This is a genomic window from Streptomyces sp. H27-H1 (assembly GCF_026627445.1).
In the GTDB taxonomy this organism is placed as follows: domain Bacteria; phylum Actinomycetota; class Actinomycetes; order Streptomycetales; family Streptomycetaceae; genus Streptomyces.
The window spans coordinates 31941-45572 of the sequence record NZ_JAPNLJ010000027.1 but is presented as its reverse complement, the minus strand read 5'-3'; the positions used below and the strand labels follow the sequence as shown (position 1 = coordinate 45572).

General features: G+C 66.5%; 14 protein-coding genes and 1 pseudogene. 9 read left to right on the top strand and 6 right to left on the bottom strand.

The annotated features are described in order from the left end of the window. Nucleotides 1-26 precede the first annotated feature (26 nt). Entirely contained in the window at nucleotides 27-608 is a 582-nt protein-coding gene (locus OTB20_RS26270) for a DUF262 domain-containing protein (protein WP_267821092.1), read from the top strand. Nucleotides 609-653: 45 nt separating this feature from the next. Here the strand turns inward: OTB20_RS26270 and OTB20_RS26265 are convergent. The 4 genes and pseudogenes from OTB20_RS26265 to OTB20_RS26255 all read right to left on the bottom strand — a co-directional run. Next, a pseudogene (locus OTB20_RS26265) lies at nucleotides 654-1076 on the bottom strand (IS110 family transposase); the annotation flags it as partial. 545 nt (nucleotides 1077-1621) lie between these two features. Then, complete coding sequence (locus OTB20_RS42530; protein ID WP_324290419.1) at nucleotides 1622-1981, bottom strand: alpha/beta fold hydrolase; 360 nt, start codon at nucleotides 1979-1981, stop codon at nucleotides 1622-1624. After that, entirely contained in the window at nucleotides 1870-2331 is a 462-nt protein-coding gene (locus OTB20_RS26260; protein ID WP_324290418.1) for an alpha/beta hydrolase, read from the bottom strand. Before OTB20_RS26260 ends, OTB20_RS42530 begins: the two co-directional genes overlap by 112 nt. Before the next feature lie 170 nt (nucleotides 2332-2501). Beyond that, nucleotides 2502-2930, bottom strand: a complete 429-nt coding sequence (locus OTB20_RS26255; RefSeq protein WP_324290417.1) for a helix-turn-helix domain-containing protein — start codon at nucleotides 2928-2930, stop codon at nucleotides 2502-2504. Between the two features lie 290 nt (nucleotides 2931-3220). Here OTB20_RS26255 and OTB20_RS26250 point away from each other — a divergent pair, with 290 nt between their 5' ends. Further along, nucleotides 3221-3529, top strand: a complete 309-nt coding sequence (locus OTB20_RS26250) for a hypothetical protein (protein WP_267821090.1) — start codon at nucleotides 3221-3223, stop codon at nucleotides 3527-3529. Nucleotides 3530-4034: 505 nt separating this feature from the next. Here the strand turns inward: OTB20_RS26250 and OTB20_RS26245 are convergent. Together OTB20_RS26245 and OTB20_RS26240 are read right to left on the bottom strand one after the other, a co-directional pair. After that, on the bottom strand, nucleotides 4035-4196 hold the full coding sequence (locus tag OTB20_RS26245; protein WP_267821088.1) for a hypothetical protein: 162 nt from the start codon (nucleotides 4194-4196) through the stop codon (nucleotides 4035-4037). Between the two features lie 656 nt (nucleotides 4197-4852). Next, entirely contained in the window at nucleotides 4853-5341 is a 489-nt protein-coding gene (locus OTB20_RS26240; protein ID WP_267821086.1) for a helix-turn-helix domain-containing protein, read from the bottom strand. 443 nt (nucleotides 5342-5784) lie between these two features. Here OTB20_RS26240 and OTB20_RS26235 point away from each other — a divergent pair, with 443 nt between their 5' ends. The 7 genes from OTB20_RS26235 (at nucleotide 5785) to OTB20_RS26205 (ending at nucleotide 13591) form a co-directional block, all read left to right on the top strand. Then, on the top strand, nucleotides 5785-6177 hold the full coding sequence (locus OTB20_RS26235) for a hypothetical protein (protein ID WP_267821085.1): 393 nt from the start codon (nucleotides 5785-5787) through the stop codon (nucleotides 6175-6177). Between the two features lie 138 nt (nucleotides 6178-6315). Continuing rightward, nucleotides 6316-7620 carry a hypothetical protein gene (locus OTB20_RS26230; protein WP_267821083.1) on the top strand — a complete coding sequence of 435 codons (1305 nt, stop codon included), beginning with the start codon at nucleotides 6316-6318 and terminating at the stop codon, nucleotides 7618-7620. A 57-nt stretch (nucleotides 7621-7677) separates the two neighbouring features. Then, nucleotides 7678-10143 (top strand): phage tail tip lysozyme, encoded by a 2466-nt coding sequence (locus OTB20_RS26225; protein WP_267821081.1) that lies wholly within the window; start codon nucleotides 7678-7680, stop codon nucleotides 10141-10143. A 193-nt stretch (nucleotides 10144-10336) separates the two neighbouring features. Further along, nucleotides 10337-11341, top strand: coding sequence for a hypothetical protein (locus tag OTB20_RS26220; RefSeq protein WP_267821079.1), 1005 nt, complete (start codon nucleotides 10337-10339; stop codon nucleotides 11339-11341). Continuing rightward, complete coding sequence (locus tag OTB20_RS26215) at nucleotides 11338-12039, top strand: hypothetical protein (protein WP_267821077.1); 702 nt, start codon at nucleotides 11338-11340, stop codon at nucleotides 12037-12039. The genes OTB20_RS26220 and OTB20_RS26215 overlap by 4 nt, the downstream gene beginning before the upstream one ends. Before the next feature lie 74 nt (nucleotides 12040-12113). Beyond that, entirely contained in the window at nucleotides 12114-12902 is a 789-nt protein-coding gene (locus OTB20_RS26210; RefSeq protein WP_267821075.1) for a hypothetical protein, read from the top strand. Further along, on the top strand, nucleotides 12899-13591 hold the full coding sequence (locus tag OTB20_RS26205) for a hypothetical protein (RefSeq protein ID WP_267821074.1): 693 nt from the start codon (nucleotides 12899-12901) through the stop codon (nucleotides 13589-13591). Before OTB20_RS26210 ends, OTB20_RS26205 begins: the two co-directional genes overlap by 4 nt. The last annotated feature ends 41 nt before the right edge of the window (nucleotides 13592-13632 follow it).

Here is a 13632-nt window from a genome sequence, read left to right as displayed (position 1 = left end):
TCCGGATCACCAGCCATGGGGGAGCAATGCAGGCGAAGGAGACACTGTTCGCTGATCTCGTACAGGGAAGAGCACAGCAGTTCCAGGTGCCGTTGTACCAGCGGACGTACTCCTGGACGGAGAAGCAGCTGAGTCAGCTGTGGAGCGACGTCCTGGAACAAGCCGAGCTGCTGGAAGGCGAAGCCGGGGCGAGCACGCACTTCCTCGGCTCTGTCGTCCTCGCACCATCTCCGCAGAACGAGGTCACCTTTCCCCGCTGGCTCGTCGTGGACGGTCAGCAGCGGCTGACCACGCTGTCCCTCGCCTTGGCGGCCCTCCGTGACCACATCGTGGACGCGCAGCCCGACGAGGCCGAGCGCATCAACGAGGAATACCTCATCAACAAGCGCAAGACCGGAGACGACCACTTCCGGCTCCTGCCCACTCAAGCCGACCGGTCCCAGTTCGCCGCGCACATCCGCGGCCCGAAGCAGATGTCCGCCGCCGGGGGCAGCGTCACCAACGCCTACAACTTCTTCCGCCGCAAGCTCGTCGCCGCCGACGATCCGGCGGCCCCGCAGGTGTGGCTTTTGCCGGAGGCCCCGGTGATGGGGCTGGTGCCGGCGTAGTTTGCGGGCGATGAGGGTCTGGTGGGCACGGGCGACGACCTTGACGGCCTGGGCGTGCTCGCTGTCACCAGCCACCGGCCGCAGCTGGGCCCGGTCGATGCGAACCATGTCGGCGAGCGCGTGCGCGTCACCCTTGTCGCTCTTCGCTCCGGAGGAGCCATACCGTTCCTTGAAGCGGTTGACCTGCCGGGGGTTGATCGCGAACACCTGGTAGCCGGAGGCGATCAGGGCCTGCACCCACGAGCCGCGGACGGTCTCGATCCCGACCACGACCTCGCCCGGATCCAGGCCCTCACCGCCGTGGCGGGCAACGAGTTCATGCAGTTTCGCGATGCCCGCCACTCCTTCGGGCAGGTTCGCGGCGGCCAGCTTCCGACCGCTCTCGTCCTGGACCTCGACATGGTGGTGATCCTCGGCCCAGTCATCACCGATCAGCAGCAACAGACCCTCCCCAGTCGCGTACTTCACCCAGCGGTGCAGCCTGCGGAAGGCACGGCACGCGGCCTAATGGATCCAGTGCTCACGCCCCGAAGGGGGGCACGCCACCCCATCAGCGGTCTGGCCTCCCGGCCGACCAGCAAGGGCACGGTCTGACCTCAGAGCTCGAAGGCTCCGGCGTCGAAAGTGCTCACCCGCTGGCGGCTACGGAACCGAGCATTCCCCGGTTCCGTAGCCCCCATCAGGCGTCCTTCTTCACCGGCTCCAGGATCGCCACGCACTCCACGTGGTGCGTCCCAGAAATAAGGTCTATCAAAAACAGGTGAAAGAAAAACTCCAGGTCAGCGACCCGCATGACGCAAATAGGACAGGCTGCTGGTGTGCGTTACGTGCGGAGTGGGCAGTATGGACAGCACGCTGACGCTTCTTATCGGCCCCAGTCGGGCAAACAGGGCCCCATATCGCACGGGAAGCCCGTCTGACGTGGCGCCGAGCTCCATGGGGGCCAGAGAACCGCGCAGGGGTGGCACCCCGACTGGCCCGGTCCCGCTCCTGTCGTCGCGGAGGTCGGTCGGTCAGATCGTCGCCCGTACCCCGTCTCTGATCAGGTCGGCGACCCGTGTGGGCTCGGAGAGGGCGACGGCGTGGGAGGCGCGCGGGAGTTCGACGACGACGCCGACCCGTGCGGCGCCGAAGCGCTGGACCTCGGGGCTGATCGTGCGGTCTGCCCCGGCCACCAGGGCCCAGGACTGCTTGGTCCGCCAGGCCGCCGCGGACGCGGTCTCGGTGAAGGCGGCCGTGACGACCGGGCGTTGGGTCGCTGTCAGGACACCGGCGACGTCCTCGGGCACGTCCGCCGCGAAGAGGAGGGAAAGGCCGTCTCCTCGATGGTGACCTCGACCGCCGAGTCGCCGTCGAGGAGCGGGTACGTCCACTCCTTCAGGTGGCCCGTCAGCGGGGACTCGGGGAACCTCCCTTGGAGCTGGTCGAGGCTCTCGCCCTCGTGGGGCACGTAAGCGGCCACGTAGACGAGCGCGACGACGTCATCCGCTGCGCCGGCCACGGTGATCAGCGCACCGCCGTAGGAGTGGCCGACGAGTACGGCCGGGCCGTCGACCTGCGCGAGGACGGAGGTGATGTAGGCGGCGTCCGACGTCAGCCCCCGCAGCGGGTTCGACGGAGCGATCACCGGGATACCGCTGCTCCGCAGTTCCGAGATGGCGCCTATCCAGCCTGTCGCGTCGGCGAAGGCACCGTGCACGAGGACGACGGCGGGGCGGGTCATGCGAGTTCGCTTCTCGGTGTCGGGCCACGTGTGGGGCGTCGTCACAGCGGTCAGGGCGCGGCCCGGAGTGCGGCAAGAGGTCCGCGTGACGGTTACTCACGGTAGAGCCGTGGAAGTGGCACCTCTTGTACGTGCGCGCATCCGCGCTGTCATGACAGTGCACACGCGTCTCAGCGCCTTCGATCGTCCTGGGTGCCGGCAGTCGTCGATGCGAAGGCCGAGGTCGCCAGCGCCTGCCACTCGCTGGGGCTCATACCGTAGGCCCCCCGGAACGTGCGGCTGAAGTGCGAGGGGCCGCTGAAGCCCCAGCGGTGTGCCACCGCGGCCATGATGATCCTCCGGTTGGAGCGGCCCAGCTCGAGCCGGTAGAACTCGAGCCTGCGCTGCCGCACCCATTGGCTCACCGTGCTGCCGTCGTTCTGGAAGAGCTTCTGCAGGTACCGGAGGGAGATGTGGTGGGCGCGTGCGATCGACTCCGGTGAGAGGTCCGGGTCCATCAGATGCTCTTCGATGTAGCCGTGGATACGGGACAGCGTCTCGTTGACGGTCCCGGACGCGTCGTCGGCCTCGTCCGTCGTGTCCGCTTCGAGGAGCTCCATGACCAGGACGGAGAGGAGACATACGGCCGTCCGGGCGACCCACGAGGGTCGGCACCGGCACACCGCGCTGATCCGGGACGGTTGGCGTGACTCCGAAGTCTTCAGCATCCTCGACCAGGAATGGGCGCACCGGCCCGGGCCTGAATGATCGGGGCGTCGGTGGTCAGGCTCCGGCAGCCGCCCTGGTGTCCGAGGCAAAAGCCGCGCGGGATCATCTGGGGTGTGAAGTCGCGTTGGGCCCGCGAGGCCTGTTCTGATTCAGCCCTGTGCGGAACACCGAGAAAGTCACGATGATCAGCGACGAGCAGGGTCGGGAGCTGTGGCTCGGGGCGATCCGCCCAGGCCGGACGCACGATGTCACTGCAGTACGCACCGAAGGCCGCGAGGAGCAGTTGCGTCTGCACCCGAACGTGAAAGCCGAAGTCGATTCCGGCTATGCCGGCCTGGCCCGCGACTTCCCCGGCCAGGTCAGCGCCCCACCGAGGAAGCCAGCGACGGACGCCGGGCCGTCCGAGCGCAACTTCTACGGCCATGCGTTCCGCCGCGAACCCCAACGGCGGATCACGGTCGAGCATGCCAACACAGAGGTCGAGCAGTGACGGTCGCTACAACGCTGGACCGGCGAGCGCGACGACCTGCCCGAGGTCATCGCCGCAATCGACGCCCTGGTCTCCGACCGCAGCGCCAAGCGCCCAACCGGCAGCAGGCCGAGCGTGGAACCCGACCGTGTCCGCGCAACGGCCTGCCGATGCACCCCTGAGTCGAAGCGCCAGGCCAGCACATCCCAAGCCCTATCGTGCGGCTACTCGTTACTTCGGGCATCGTCCGGAAACGCATGAGCACGGCGTTGCCGCCTAGAAGGCGCAGGCAGCCGAGGGAAGAACTGATCGCAAGGGCACTGCCCAGCGGCTGCCAAGGTCACGAATAGCGAGCCGAACGCTCGGGCCCAGTCCTGGGAGACCGGGGGCTGCACTCCGGGTACGCAGGCCCAGGTGGCCATCTCCTCATGCGTCGGATTGACTACATCTCTGATCGCTACCCGTGGCGCGCTCAAGCCCAACAAGAACCCCGGCTCATCGGGCAGTTTCTGTGTGCGCCCTCAGGTCAGCGCAGGCCGTCCGTGTCGTCGGTCTCTTCGCCGATTGGGAATGACTGATGGTCGCCCTCCGGGGTCTCGCCATAGATGACCGCGGAGACCGCGGTGTCGTATGCCTCGTCGAGGCCGTTCCCGCTTGTGCCGAGTATGTTTTCCCAGTCAATTCCCATACCTACGATCCTATCTGCACCACCCGACAGTCTCGGCGGTGCGGGACACTGCGGCCGTGCGCCTGCACGGCCTGGGGCTACATCTGATCGACGGATCTATGCCCACGGCCGGCCGAAGGCCGACCAGGACAATCCGCTTCTCGACGCCGACGTCACGCCGTCCGAGCCGGCGCCATCGACCTGCGCGCCGTGCACGGTTCACCGGTGGGACGCATTGGTGGCGGTCTCTACTACAGAAGATGCCCATGCGCGTCGGCGGACGATCATGCGGCGGTCATACGGGTGCCAACTCGGCGCGCACGTCCTTGGCGCCGCCGGCCACGCGGGGCTGATCAGCAGCGCGGACCTTGGTCGTCCCCTCCTTGCTGCGGGCGACGCCCCCCACTCGAAGGGACGCACGGATCCACACGACCGGCGTGAGCGGCGACGCGCTGCACGCGATGCCGCACCGGCACATGGGAGGGGCCGGGAGGGATCCGTCGGCGTACGACTTCCACAGTCTGCGGGCTGGTCATGTGACCCGGACAAGGCGGAACGGCGCGAGCACCGAGGAGATCGTGCAGGCCGGCCGGTGGCGGAAACCAAGACGGTGAACGTCTGCGACCGGAAGTTCAACCCGGCCGCCCGCAACAGCGTCATGCGCCTAGGCCTGTCCCCTATCCGGCTGGCTTGTTGCGGACAACACGCATCCGGACATCGAGAGAGGCCTGGGGCTCAGGGTCGAGCTCGTGGTCGCCGGCGGTTTCAGGGTTGACGCTCAGCGCGTGAGAGCGGAAGGACTCCCGCTCGGCGGAGAGTTGCTGGATGGTCTGGGTGATCCGGTGGATCTTCTGCCGCAGCCTCTCCTGCTCCTGCTCGGCGATGGCGAGCTCGGCGAGCTGTTTCTGGATCTCAGCCTCGTTTTCCCGGGCGTAGTTGGCGCTGACCAGTGTGATCAGCGGAACCCCGAGAGCCTCGGCAGCGGTGACCGCCTCGTCGAGCCTGACCGCACGGGTCTGCTGCTCGATGCGCGTGATGGCGGTGGAGTCAACGTTCGTGCCAAGCAGTGCGGCCATACGGCGCGCTAGCTCTGCCTGGCTGATGCCAAGGCGTTCGCGCTCTTGGCGAAGCCGGCGGGCGAAAAGGTCACCGGGCAGTGGATTCATGGCGGTTTGACACTTCCTGGTCGAGATCGCGATCGACGGGGGTAGGTGGGGGCGGCCCACCTCGGAACCGAGCAGGCCAGCGTCGCAGCAATGCTAGAGCGGCACATTACACATCCCGAACTGCGGATTCCACAGGACTCCGCCGCACCTCCACGGCCACGCGCCACCTCCACGGCCACGCGTCGCGACGTCGATTCGCCTCGCTTCTGAGCCCCTTTCGATCCTCTATCGACAGGCCCTGGCGCCCCCTACGCTCCACCATTCAAATGGTGTAGATTGACCATTCAAGATGCACACACATACGAGTCGACACGAGGCGTCGACGGATGTCATCGACCGCTTCAGCCCCTATCGTCACCTGCCACGGTAGGCAGTCTGCGCTTGTTGCGGTGCGACTCGACGTCACGCCCACTGGATGAATCGAAAGGCGAGAGGGAAGAAGTATGCCGAACACCTACGGAGCAGCCGTCCTCACACAGGCATCCCTGCCGAGCGCCGCCTGGGACCTGACCAGCTTCCTGACGAACGCCAAGTCCCAGGCCCAGCTCTGGGGAGGTTCCGTACTCATGCTGCTCGGTGTTGTCGGCCTGGTCTGGGGCGGCGTGCTCTTGATCAAGAAGCTGATGGCCAACCCGCAGTCCGCCGGCCAACAGCAGGGCTGGGGCACGATCGCACTCCTCATTCTCGTCGGCGGAGCTTTGGGCACCGGCGGGTGGTCGCTGATCTCGACGATCGGCTCCGGCGGCCAGCAGACCATTACGGATCTCGGCGGCGGCACGGTGATCGTGCGGACCTTCGACCAGGTCAGCGGATTCCTGAGCGGCCCTTCCAAGTAGGGGGCCGTCACAGGCCGCGCACGCGAACGGTGACAAAGGCATCGAGCGAACCGGGTCGGTTGAGGTGCAAGGCCTCTTCCGACCCGGTTCGCCATATCCGGGCTCGCAGCACGGTGCACGCGCGAAGGAGAGCAGAACATGGGGATCAAGGACAAGGCGCTGACCTTCAGCAGGAAGTTCAAGCTTGACTCGCACCACGCGATCGAGCGTTTTGGGGTGTTCGTCAGCATCTTCGCGGTCACGGGCGCGATCTCGATCGGCGCATCAGGGGTCTCGGCATACCAGGCGGAGCGTGACTCGCTGTCGCAGACGGCGCTGTACACCAGTGACTTCAAAACGTCGAAGACGAATCTCGAAGGCACCGTAGACGGGGTCTACACCAACGAGAGCGGCAACAAGGCGCTCGTGATGATGCACTTCAGCCCGACCGCTCAGATCTCGTACAACGCCGCGGACTACAGGGCATTCCTGCTCGGGTCGGACACCTCGCTCAACAGCGAGCCGGTCAGCACCAGCGGGATCAAGGGCTCCCTCTACACCTTCGGTTCGACCGGCTACATCGGGGTCCTCCTGAACGCCGACCGGCCCTTCGACCGTCAGGTGTTGAATCTGACGGTCCGTGCGAATGCCGAACTCACCGCGCCCGGAGCGGAGCAGAAGCAGAGCAGCGGCAAGCTGGCCGGCGACGAGACCTTCTCCAAGTACGACCAGTGGCGGGTCTTCTTCAACCCCGGTGCGTCCGGGGTCCGGAAAATCGCGGCGCTCAACGCTCCGACCTTCGATCCCGCGCAGGCCTACTACGGGGTCGCACTCAAGGAGAAGGAGACCGAGGCCAGGAAAGCCCTGGACCAGAAGCTCGTCGAGATGCGCGCGAATCTGACGCAGATTCGGTCTTATACGTCCGACCTGCAGACGACGAAGATCGACGGGTTGTTCCTGCGTCCGCCGACCGTTCCGGCCTCGATCGCCAAGGACAAGATCACGGGCGTCTCTGCAGCCGAGGCAAAAGACGGTGTCCCGACGCTGGCGCTGCGGACCAAGCGCGTCGCCCCCGGCGGCTTCGACTTCAACTGGCGCACAGGCAACGTCTACGACGGCTACCTCGATGCCCTGACGCCAGCCGGACAGAGCTACGCCCAGTTCTTCACGAAGAAGCGTGACGAGAGCTCAGATCCGACGACTCAGCAGATCTCGGACATGCAGTGGATTCTCTCGGATGGCACCAGTCTCACCAAGGACTACCAGTCCTCTGACGTGACGATGCGCCCGCTCATGAACATCATGAACAACCTTTCGCAGGCGTATCAGGACTACTCAAGGAACAAGTCAAGGTACCAGTCGGATCTCTCGCTCGACCTACTCCGACTGGACGTGCGCCTGCGGGACGTGCAGTCCAACAGCACTATTCGCGACGACAAGGACTTCCTCACGACGCTCCACTGAGTGCGGCGAGGAAGTGTCGCACCCTGCTACCTGGATTGAGCCGGAAAGGAAAACAGCATGGCCGCCGACCAACCGAATCGGAGCTCCAAGAAGGGGACGACGAAGGACCAGCCGGACGCGTCGGTGAGTCAGCGGATGCCCCGGCAGGGTCGCGGGACCAAGAGCCTCGGCCATAAGGAGGACGTCGAGAAGCCTCCTTCGGGTAAGACCACCGTGCTCAAGCAGTTCCCGGGACGGGAAGCTGATTCTTCCGGTCCTTCCGGCCCATCGGGCACGGCGAACACCGCGCCGAAGATGTCGGAGGCTGGGTCGAAGATACCGGACAGCGCAGGCACCGCAGGTAGGACAGCCGGGGGGACAAAGGCCGGGGGGACGAAGGCCGAGGCAACGAAGGCCGGGGCGACGAAGGCCGGGGGCACGAAGGCCGAGGCAACGAAGGCCGGGGGCACGAAGGCCGGGGGGACAAAGGCCGAGGCAACGAAGGCCGGGGGGACGAATACCGAGGCCGCGAATCCCGGGGCCGCGAATCCCGAGGCGACAAAGGCCGAGGCGACGAAGGCCGGGGGGACAAAGGCCGAGGCCGCGAATCCCGAGGCGACAAAGGCCGGGGCCGCGAATGCCGGGGCGACGTTCAAGCAGGGTATGAACGGCGTCGCCGGGAACCTGGCTGGAGGCGCTACCCAGAAGGCAATCGAAGGAGACGGCAGCAGCGCGACCCGTCGCAACGTCGGGCGTTACGCGGGAGCCGCTGTCTCCGGTGCCGTGGCCGGCGCACAGGCTGGCGGGCTTCCGGGAGCCGCCGTTGGCGCAGCGAAGAACGTCGCTGTCGAGGGGGCCCAGGACGCGGTCAAGGGCGCGTCCAAGGCCACCGGCGGCAGCCCGGACGCCAAGTCGGCCGACCAGCGCGAGCTGGGTGTCGGCGGCACGGGCTACGAGCGCGGTGCGACGAAGGACGGCGAGGGCCTGGGCTCGAAGGTGGCCAAGGGCGTCGCCGTCGGCGGTGGTGCGGCTGCTGCTCCGCCAGCAGTGGGCGTGATCATGGCTATGGCCTTACTGAACTGGCTCAAGTCCATGTTCTTCGCAGCCATGGCGATGGCCGTCAACGCCGGGAAGCTGCTGTGGACGCTCATTGTCAACATCGTTAAGGCGGTTGGTCATGCGATCGCTGCGCCGTTCATGGCGATCGGCAGCTTCATAGCCAAGGGGGCCGGCGCGGTCCTGGGCATCACCGTCACCGCGACGATGGCCCCTGTAGCGGCAGCGATGTCGGGTGCGGTCGCGGTGACTGCCACCGTGGCCCTGCTGGGCACGGTCTTGACCGGTGTCCTCAACTCGACGGCGTTGACCGAGGGCGGCATCAACGCGAACAGGGCGGCATGCGCCGTCAACGCGGGTGGCGTCGACGACGGTTCCGGTGCCACCGTCCCGGCGGGTGTGGAGAGGAACGCCAAGGAGGTCTACTCGGTACTCAGTAGTTGGGGGATGCCGAAGGCGAACATCGCGGGCATCCTCGGAAACTGGTCACAGGAGTCTGGGATCGACCCGACGAGTGTGCAGAACTTTCCGACGGGGACGTATGCCATGACCCCCGCGAAGGCCAGCGCCGCGCAGAACACGGACAACGGTATCGGCCTTGGGCAGTGGACGTTCGGCCGCAACACGCTCCTGCGCCAGTACACGCAGGGCAAGGGCGTCGACTGGTTCACGATCAAGGCCCAGTTGGCCTTCATGGTCGATGGTGACAACCCGGGCGACGTTGCGGTCTTCAAGGACATGCTCAGGAAGTCGCAGGGCTCGCCGCGTGCGGCAGCGCTGCACTTTCACGAGAACTGGGAGCGCTCCGCTGACGGCGCGGCCGGGATCGCTGCACGAGGCGACAAGGCCGAGATGTGGTTCGGCAAGATGAGCGGTTGGTCGGTCGACAGCTCGATCGTGGGTGGCGTCGAGGACATCGTCGGCGGGATCATCGAGAACATATCGAACGGGATCGACGCGATCCTGGGAAACTGCACCTCCACGGACGGCGGTTCCGTCTCGCCGAAGGACGGCGGGATGACGCAGGAGGAGGCCCAGGCCCTCGTCGACCTCTTCAACAAGGAGGGGGACAAGTTCCTCGACGGCCGGTACGGTCCGGGCGGCGGCCCTGGTTCCTGCGGCGACAACCACGCAATGAACTGCGTGAGCTTCTCGACCTACTTCGTGAACAAGTACACGACGTTCCAGGCCTACCCGTCCGGTGATGGCAAAGAGACGGCCTACACGATCGCGAGGGAGACCGGCAAGACGCTGCAGTCGACCCCTGCCCCCTACTCGGTCGGGTCCGGGCCGGGATCCACTCCCGTCGGCCACACCCTCGTGGTGCTCGGCGTCCAGGGGGACAAGGTCATCCTCGGTGAGGCCGGCTACTGCGCCTACATGGGCCGGGTCCGCGTCGCCAGCGCGGCGCAGATGGCTGCCCAGGGCTGGAAGTTCGTGGACATGTCGGATGCGATGCTCACCTCCGACAAGATCAAAGAGGCCTGATGCGCAGCATCTGACCTGGGGGGAAGAAGCCGGTGCTCGGCGATCCGGGCACCGGCTTCTTCGTGTCCGAGTCAGGTCCGCGCGCCGGTTCCACCTTCGATGTCCTTTCTGAATCGATTCAGACTCGGCCATGAATGGCTTTCGGTATAGGCTTGTTTCGTTTATGAGAACAATGCGGAGTGAGGAGCGTTCCGTGACGACAACCCCTGACGAGTCCGAGAGCACCGGAGCGGAGCAGGAGAGCGAGTCGATGCCCGAGGAGAAGCCCGCGGCATCGAAGACGCACACGAAGGTCACCGGAGTCGAGCTCGAAGAACGCTTCGCCGGCTGGATGACGCGCCAGCGCGAGAAGGGCCAGGCCCGCGCCCCAGCGGACAACGCGCGCCTGCTCCGGCGCGGCGTCACCGCGGTGATGAGTGCCGGGATCCTCGCCCTGGTCGTCGCTGCGGGCGTGACCGGCGAGAGCTTCAAGGCGACCACAGCGGACAACGAGGCCCGGATCGTCCGACTCAAGGAACAGTTGGACGATGCCCAGTCCACGCCCGTGAAGCCGGACGCCGGCGCGCAGCTGTCAAAGCTCGCCGAGGCGGCGGCCGCCGACGCGAAGAAGGTCGCGGCAGGTGAGCAGACCTTCGCCAGGTTGTACCACCGGGCCAGTGTCCAGCCCAGCCCGAACAACGGGGCTCCGAACCAGGCCACGCTGGAAATCGTCAAGCACCGACGGGACCTGGCGCCGCTGTTCGGCAAAGACTCCTTCCTCGTCAGTGACAAGGAGGCGTACAGCACCTCGTCACTGACGCCGTTCGATGCGACCACCGAGATCGATCCGCGCCACGCCTGGTACATCCGCTACGACGGCGAGAAAGCAGCTGACCCGCGCACGTACGCGTGGAAGACCGAGACGGTGACGCCCGATCTGAGCGTGAAGGGCGGCTCGGGCGCGACGAACCAGGCAAGGGTCGTCTGGCTGTGCCGGGATACGACGAGCGGCGAGGTGCTCGCCTGGGCGAGCGCGCGTTACGTGCGCAAAGGCACGGCGGGGGCCTTCGACCACTTGGCCCTCGTGGTAACCGCCGCTGGGGCCCCGTACGAGAACCCGGCGGTCAAGATGCCAGCCGGGTCCGGGGTACCCGAACTCAGCGGCACGGGGACAAAGCTCAGTGGCACGGGGACACAGGAGGGGAGCGGGAAGCGATGACGGAGCAGACGGCAGCACCCACGCGGCGGGGATTCTTCCGGCGCAACCTCTCGGTCCTGGGGACGGCAGCGGTCCTCGCGGTCGTCGCGACGGTTGGCGGAGTGACGTGGAGCAGCCAGCACGCGGCCACGGTTCAGCAGGAAGCCAAGATCAACGATGTCGAGGGGCATCTGGCGGCAGTCCAGAAGAGTCGCGCTGAGCAGGTGAACGCGGACGTTATGGCGGCCCTGGGTGTCAGCCAGAACCGGCTGAGCACCGACGGTGAGCGCATCAGGTCGCTGCTCTCGATGGTCTTCACGTGGGACTCGGGGCAGAGCTACGAGGCTGCGCGCGAGAGCCTGAAGAGTCGGTTCGGCCTCACCGAGAACGAGATGTTCCTGAAGTCGTTCATGCCCCCGTCGAGGTTCAACGAGGATTCCCAAGGGCGGCGTTACCACTACATCGACGCGGCCGGCCTGAACTCGGCCCTCGGCGTGGATCCGGACATAGAGGTCATCGACGCCAAGGCGGGCGTCTACACCTACGCCGTCCTTGCCGACGTCGAGGTCACCTCCGACGCGACGTCCCAGAACAAGGCGAGCAAAGCCAGTGTCACGGCGTACCGGCGCGCGCTGCTCTTCGTCACGGTCGACGCCCAGGGCGAGGTCTCGAACCTCTCCGGCGTGCCAGCGAGCGGCGAGACTCGCCATTCCAAATGACGCACACTCCCTTTCAACTCGCCTCGCTGATAGAGTCATACTGATATTCGAGTAGAACGGCGAGTTGAGGGCTAATGGCGTCGACACAGACCGAGGAGTCGAGCGGGTCCGCGGTACGCAAGACGCGCTTCGTCGCGACGTCCGGGTCCTCGCAGGAGGACCCGGACACTCCTGAGCGCATGGAGCCCGCGGGCAGCCTGCGCAAGCCCCATCTTGCGGCCGGCCTGAGCATGGGTGTGGGCGCACTGCTGTGCTTCGTACTCTCCGCAGGAACCTCCGACGGCCAGAGCGCGGTGCGCGGTACGGCTGTACCGAAGATGTCCTCTCTGCAGGAGCAGATCAGGATCACCAAGGCGAAGACTGCGGCGCTACCCAAGGCCGACGACGCCGAGCGTGGTCTGACCGCGGCCCTGACGGCGGCTGGTCAGGTCGCGAAGCTGCAGGACGACTACCGCTACCTGACGCCCAACGTGGCGGCAGACGGCGGCAAGCTCGACGCGGCGACGTCTCAGTCGACGCTACGCAATCTCATCCCCTACTTCGCCCCCTCGGTACACCAGGGGGACCTGGGCCCGTGGTACCTGCTCGCCGGCGACAAGGACGTACCAGCCGGCGTCGGGATCCCGATGGGCTTCAACTCCGGCTTTGAGTGGGCCGTCCAGGTGCCTTACCTGGTCAACGACGACGGCACCATCGCGGTGACCTGGCTGGCGATGGAGACCAGGACCGGTACGGGCGGGAAGCCGGCGGTGCTGGCCTGGGCCCGCGCCGACTACGACCTGGTCCGCAACGCGTTCGTGAACATCCAGACCGGTACAACGGCCACGGGCGAGGCTCTGGAGCAGGAGGTGGAGGCACCGTGACGGAGGAGATCAAGGACAAGGTGCGCCTGCACGCCGGGAGGATCCTGCTCGGCGGCACCGGCGGGCTACTCGCGCTCTCGGTGGTCGCACTCGGAGCCAGCCTGCTCGGCGACGGTCCGGCTGCGTCGGACATCCAGGACGACGCGGTTGTTCAGAAGCTCGAAGGCAACCTCAGCAACGCCCAGACCGAGCTCGCAGCACAGCACACGGCGCTGTTGGCCCAGCTGCCGGGCGTGGACATCGAGCGGGTGAACCGTGACAGGACGACGGGTCGGTCCCTTCTGCTCAGTCTCACGGACAGCTCGGCGTCGAGCCGGACCGTCAAGGAGCAGCAGGCACTACTCGACACGCGCTACGGCTTCCTCGACCACGAGTCCCGGGTACTGACCGAGTTCGTGCCGGAGTGGATGACTGCGACCGGAGCCACGAAGGGCGCCGGGACGACGTACGCGCTTGCTGATCTGGACGTTCATGTGAGTCGGGTGCAGGGCCTGAACTACTCCTACACGGGGGTGGCCCGGCTCGATCCGGTCCGCGCTGGACCGGATCAGAGCAGCGCTGCCAAGAGCGAGTTCGTGGTCCTCACTTACTCCACCTCCCAGGACGGCACGGCGACGTCGTTGGACGCCTATCGGGCCTCCGGCAAGACCCGCGACGCCCTCGTCGGCACCAGCTCCCCGAAACGGTGAGCGAAGCGCCCACCGTTTCGGCACGCACCCCAGAAGACCCC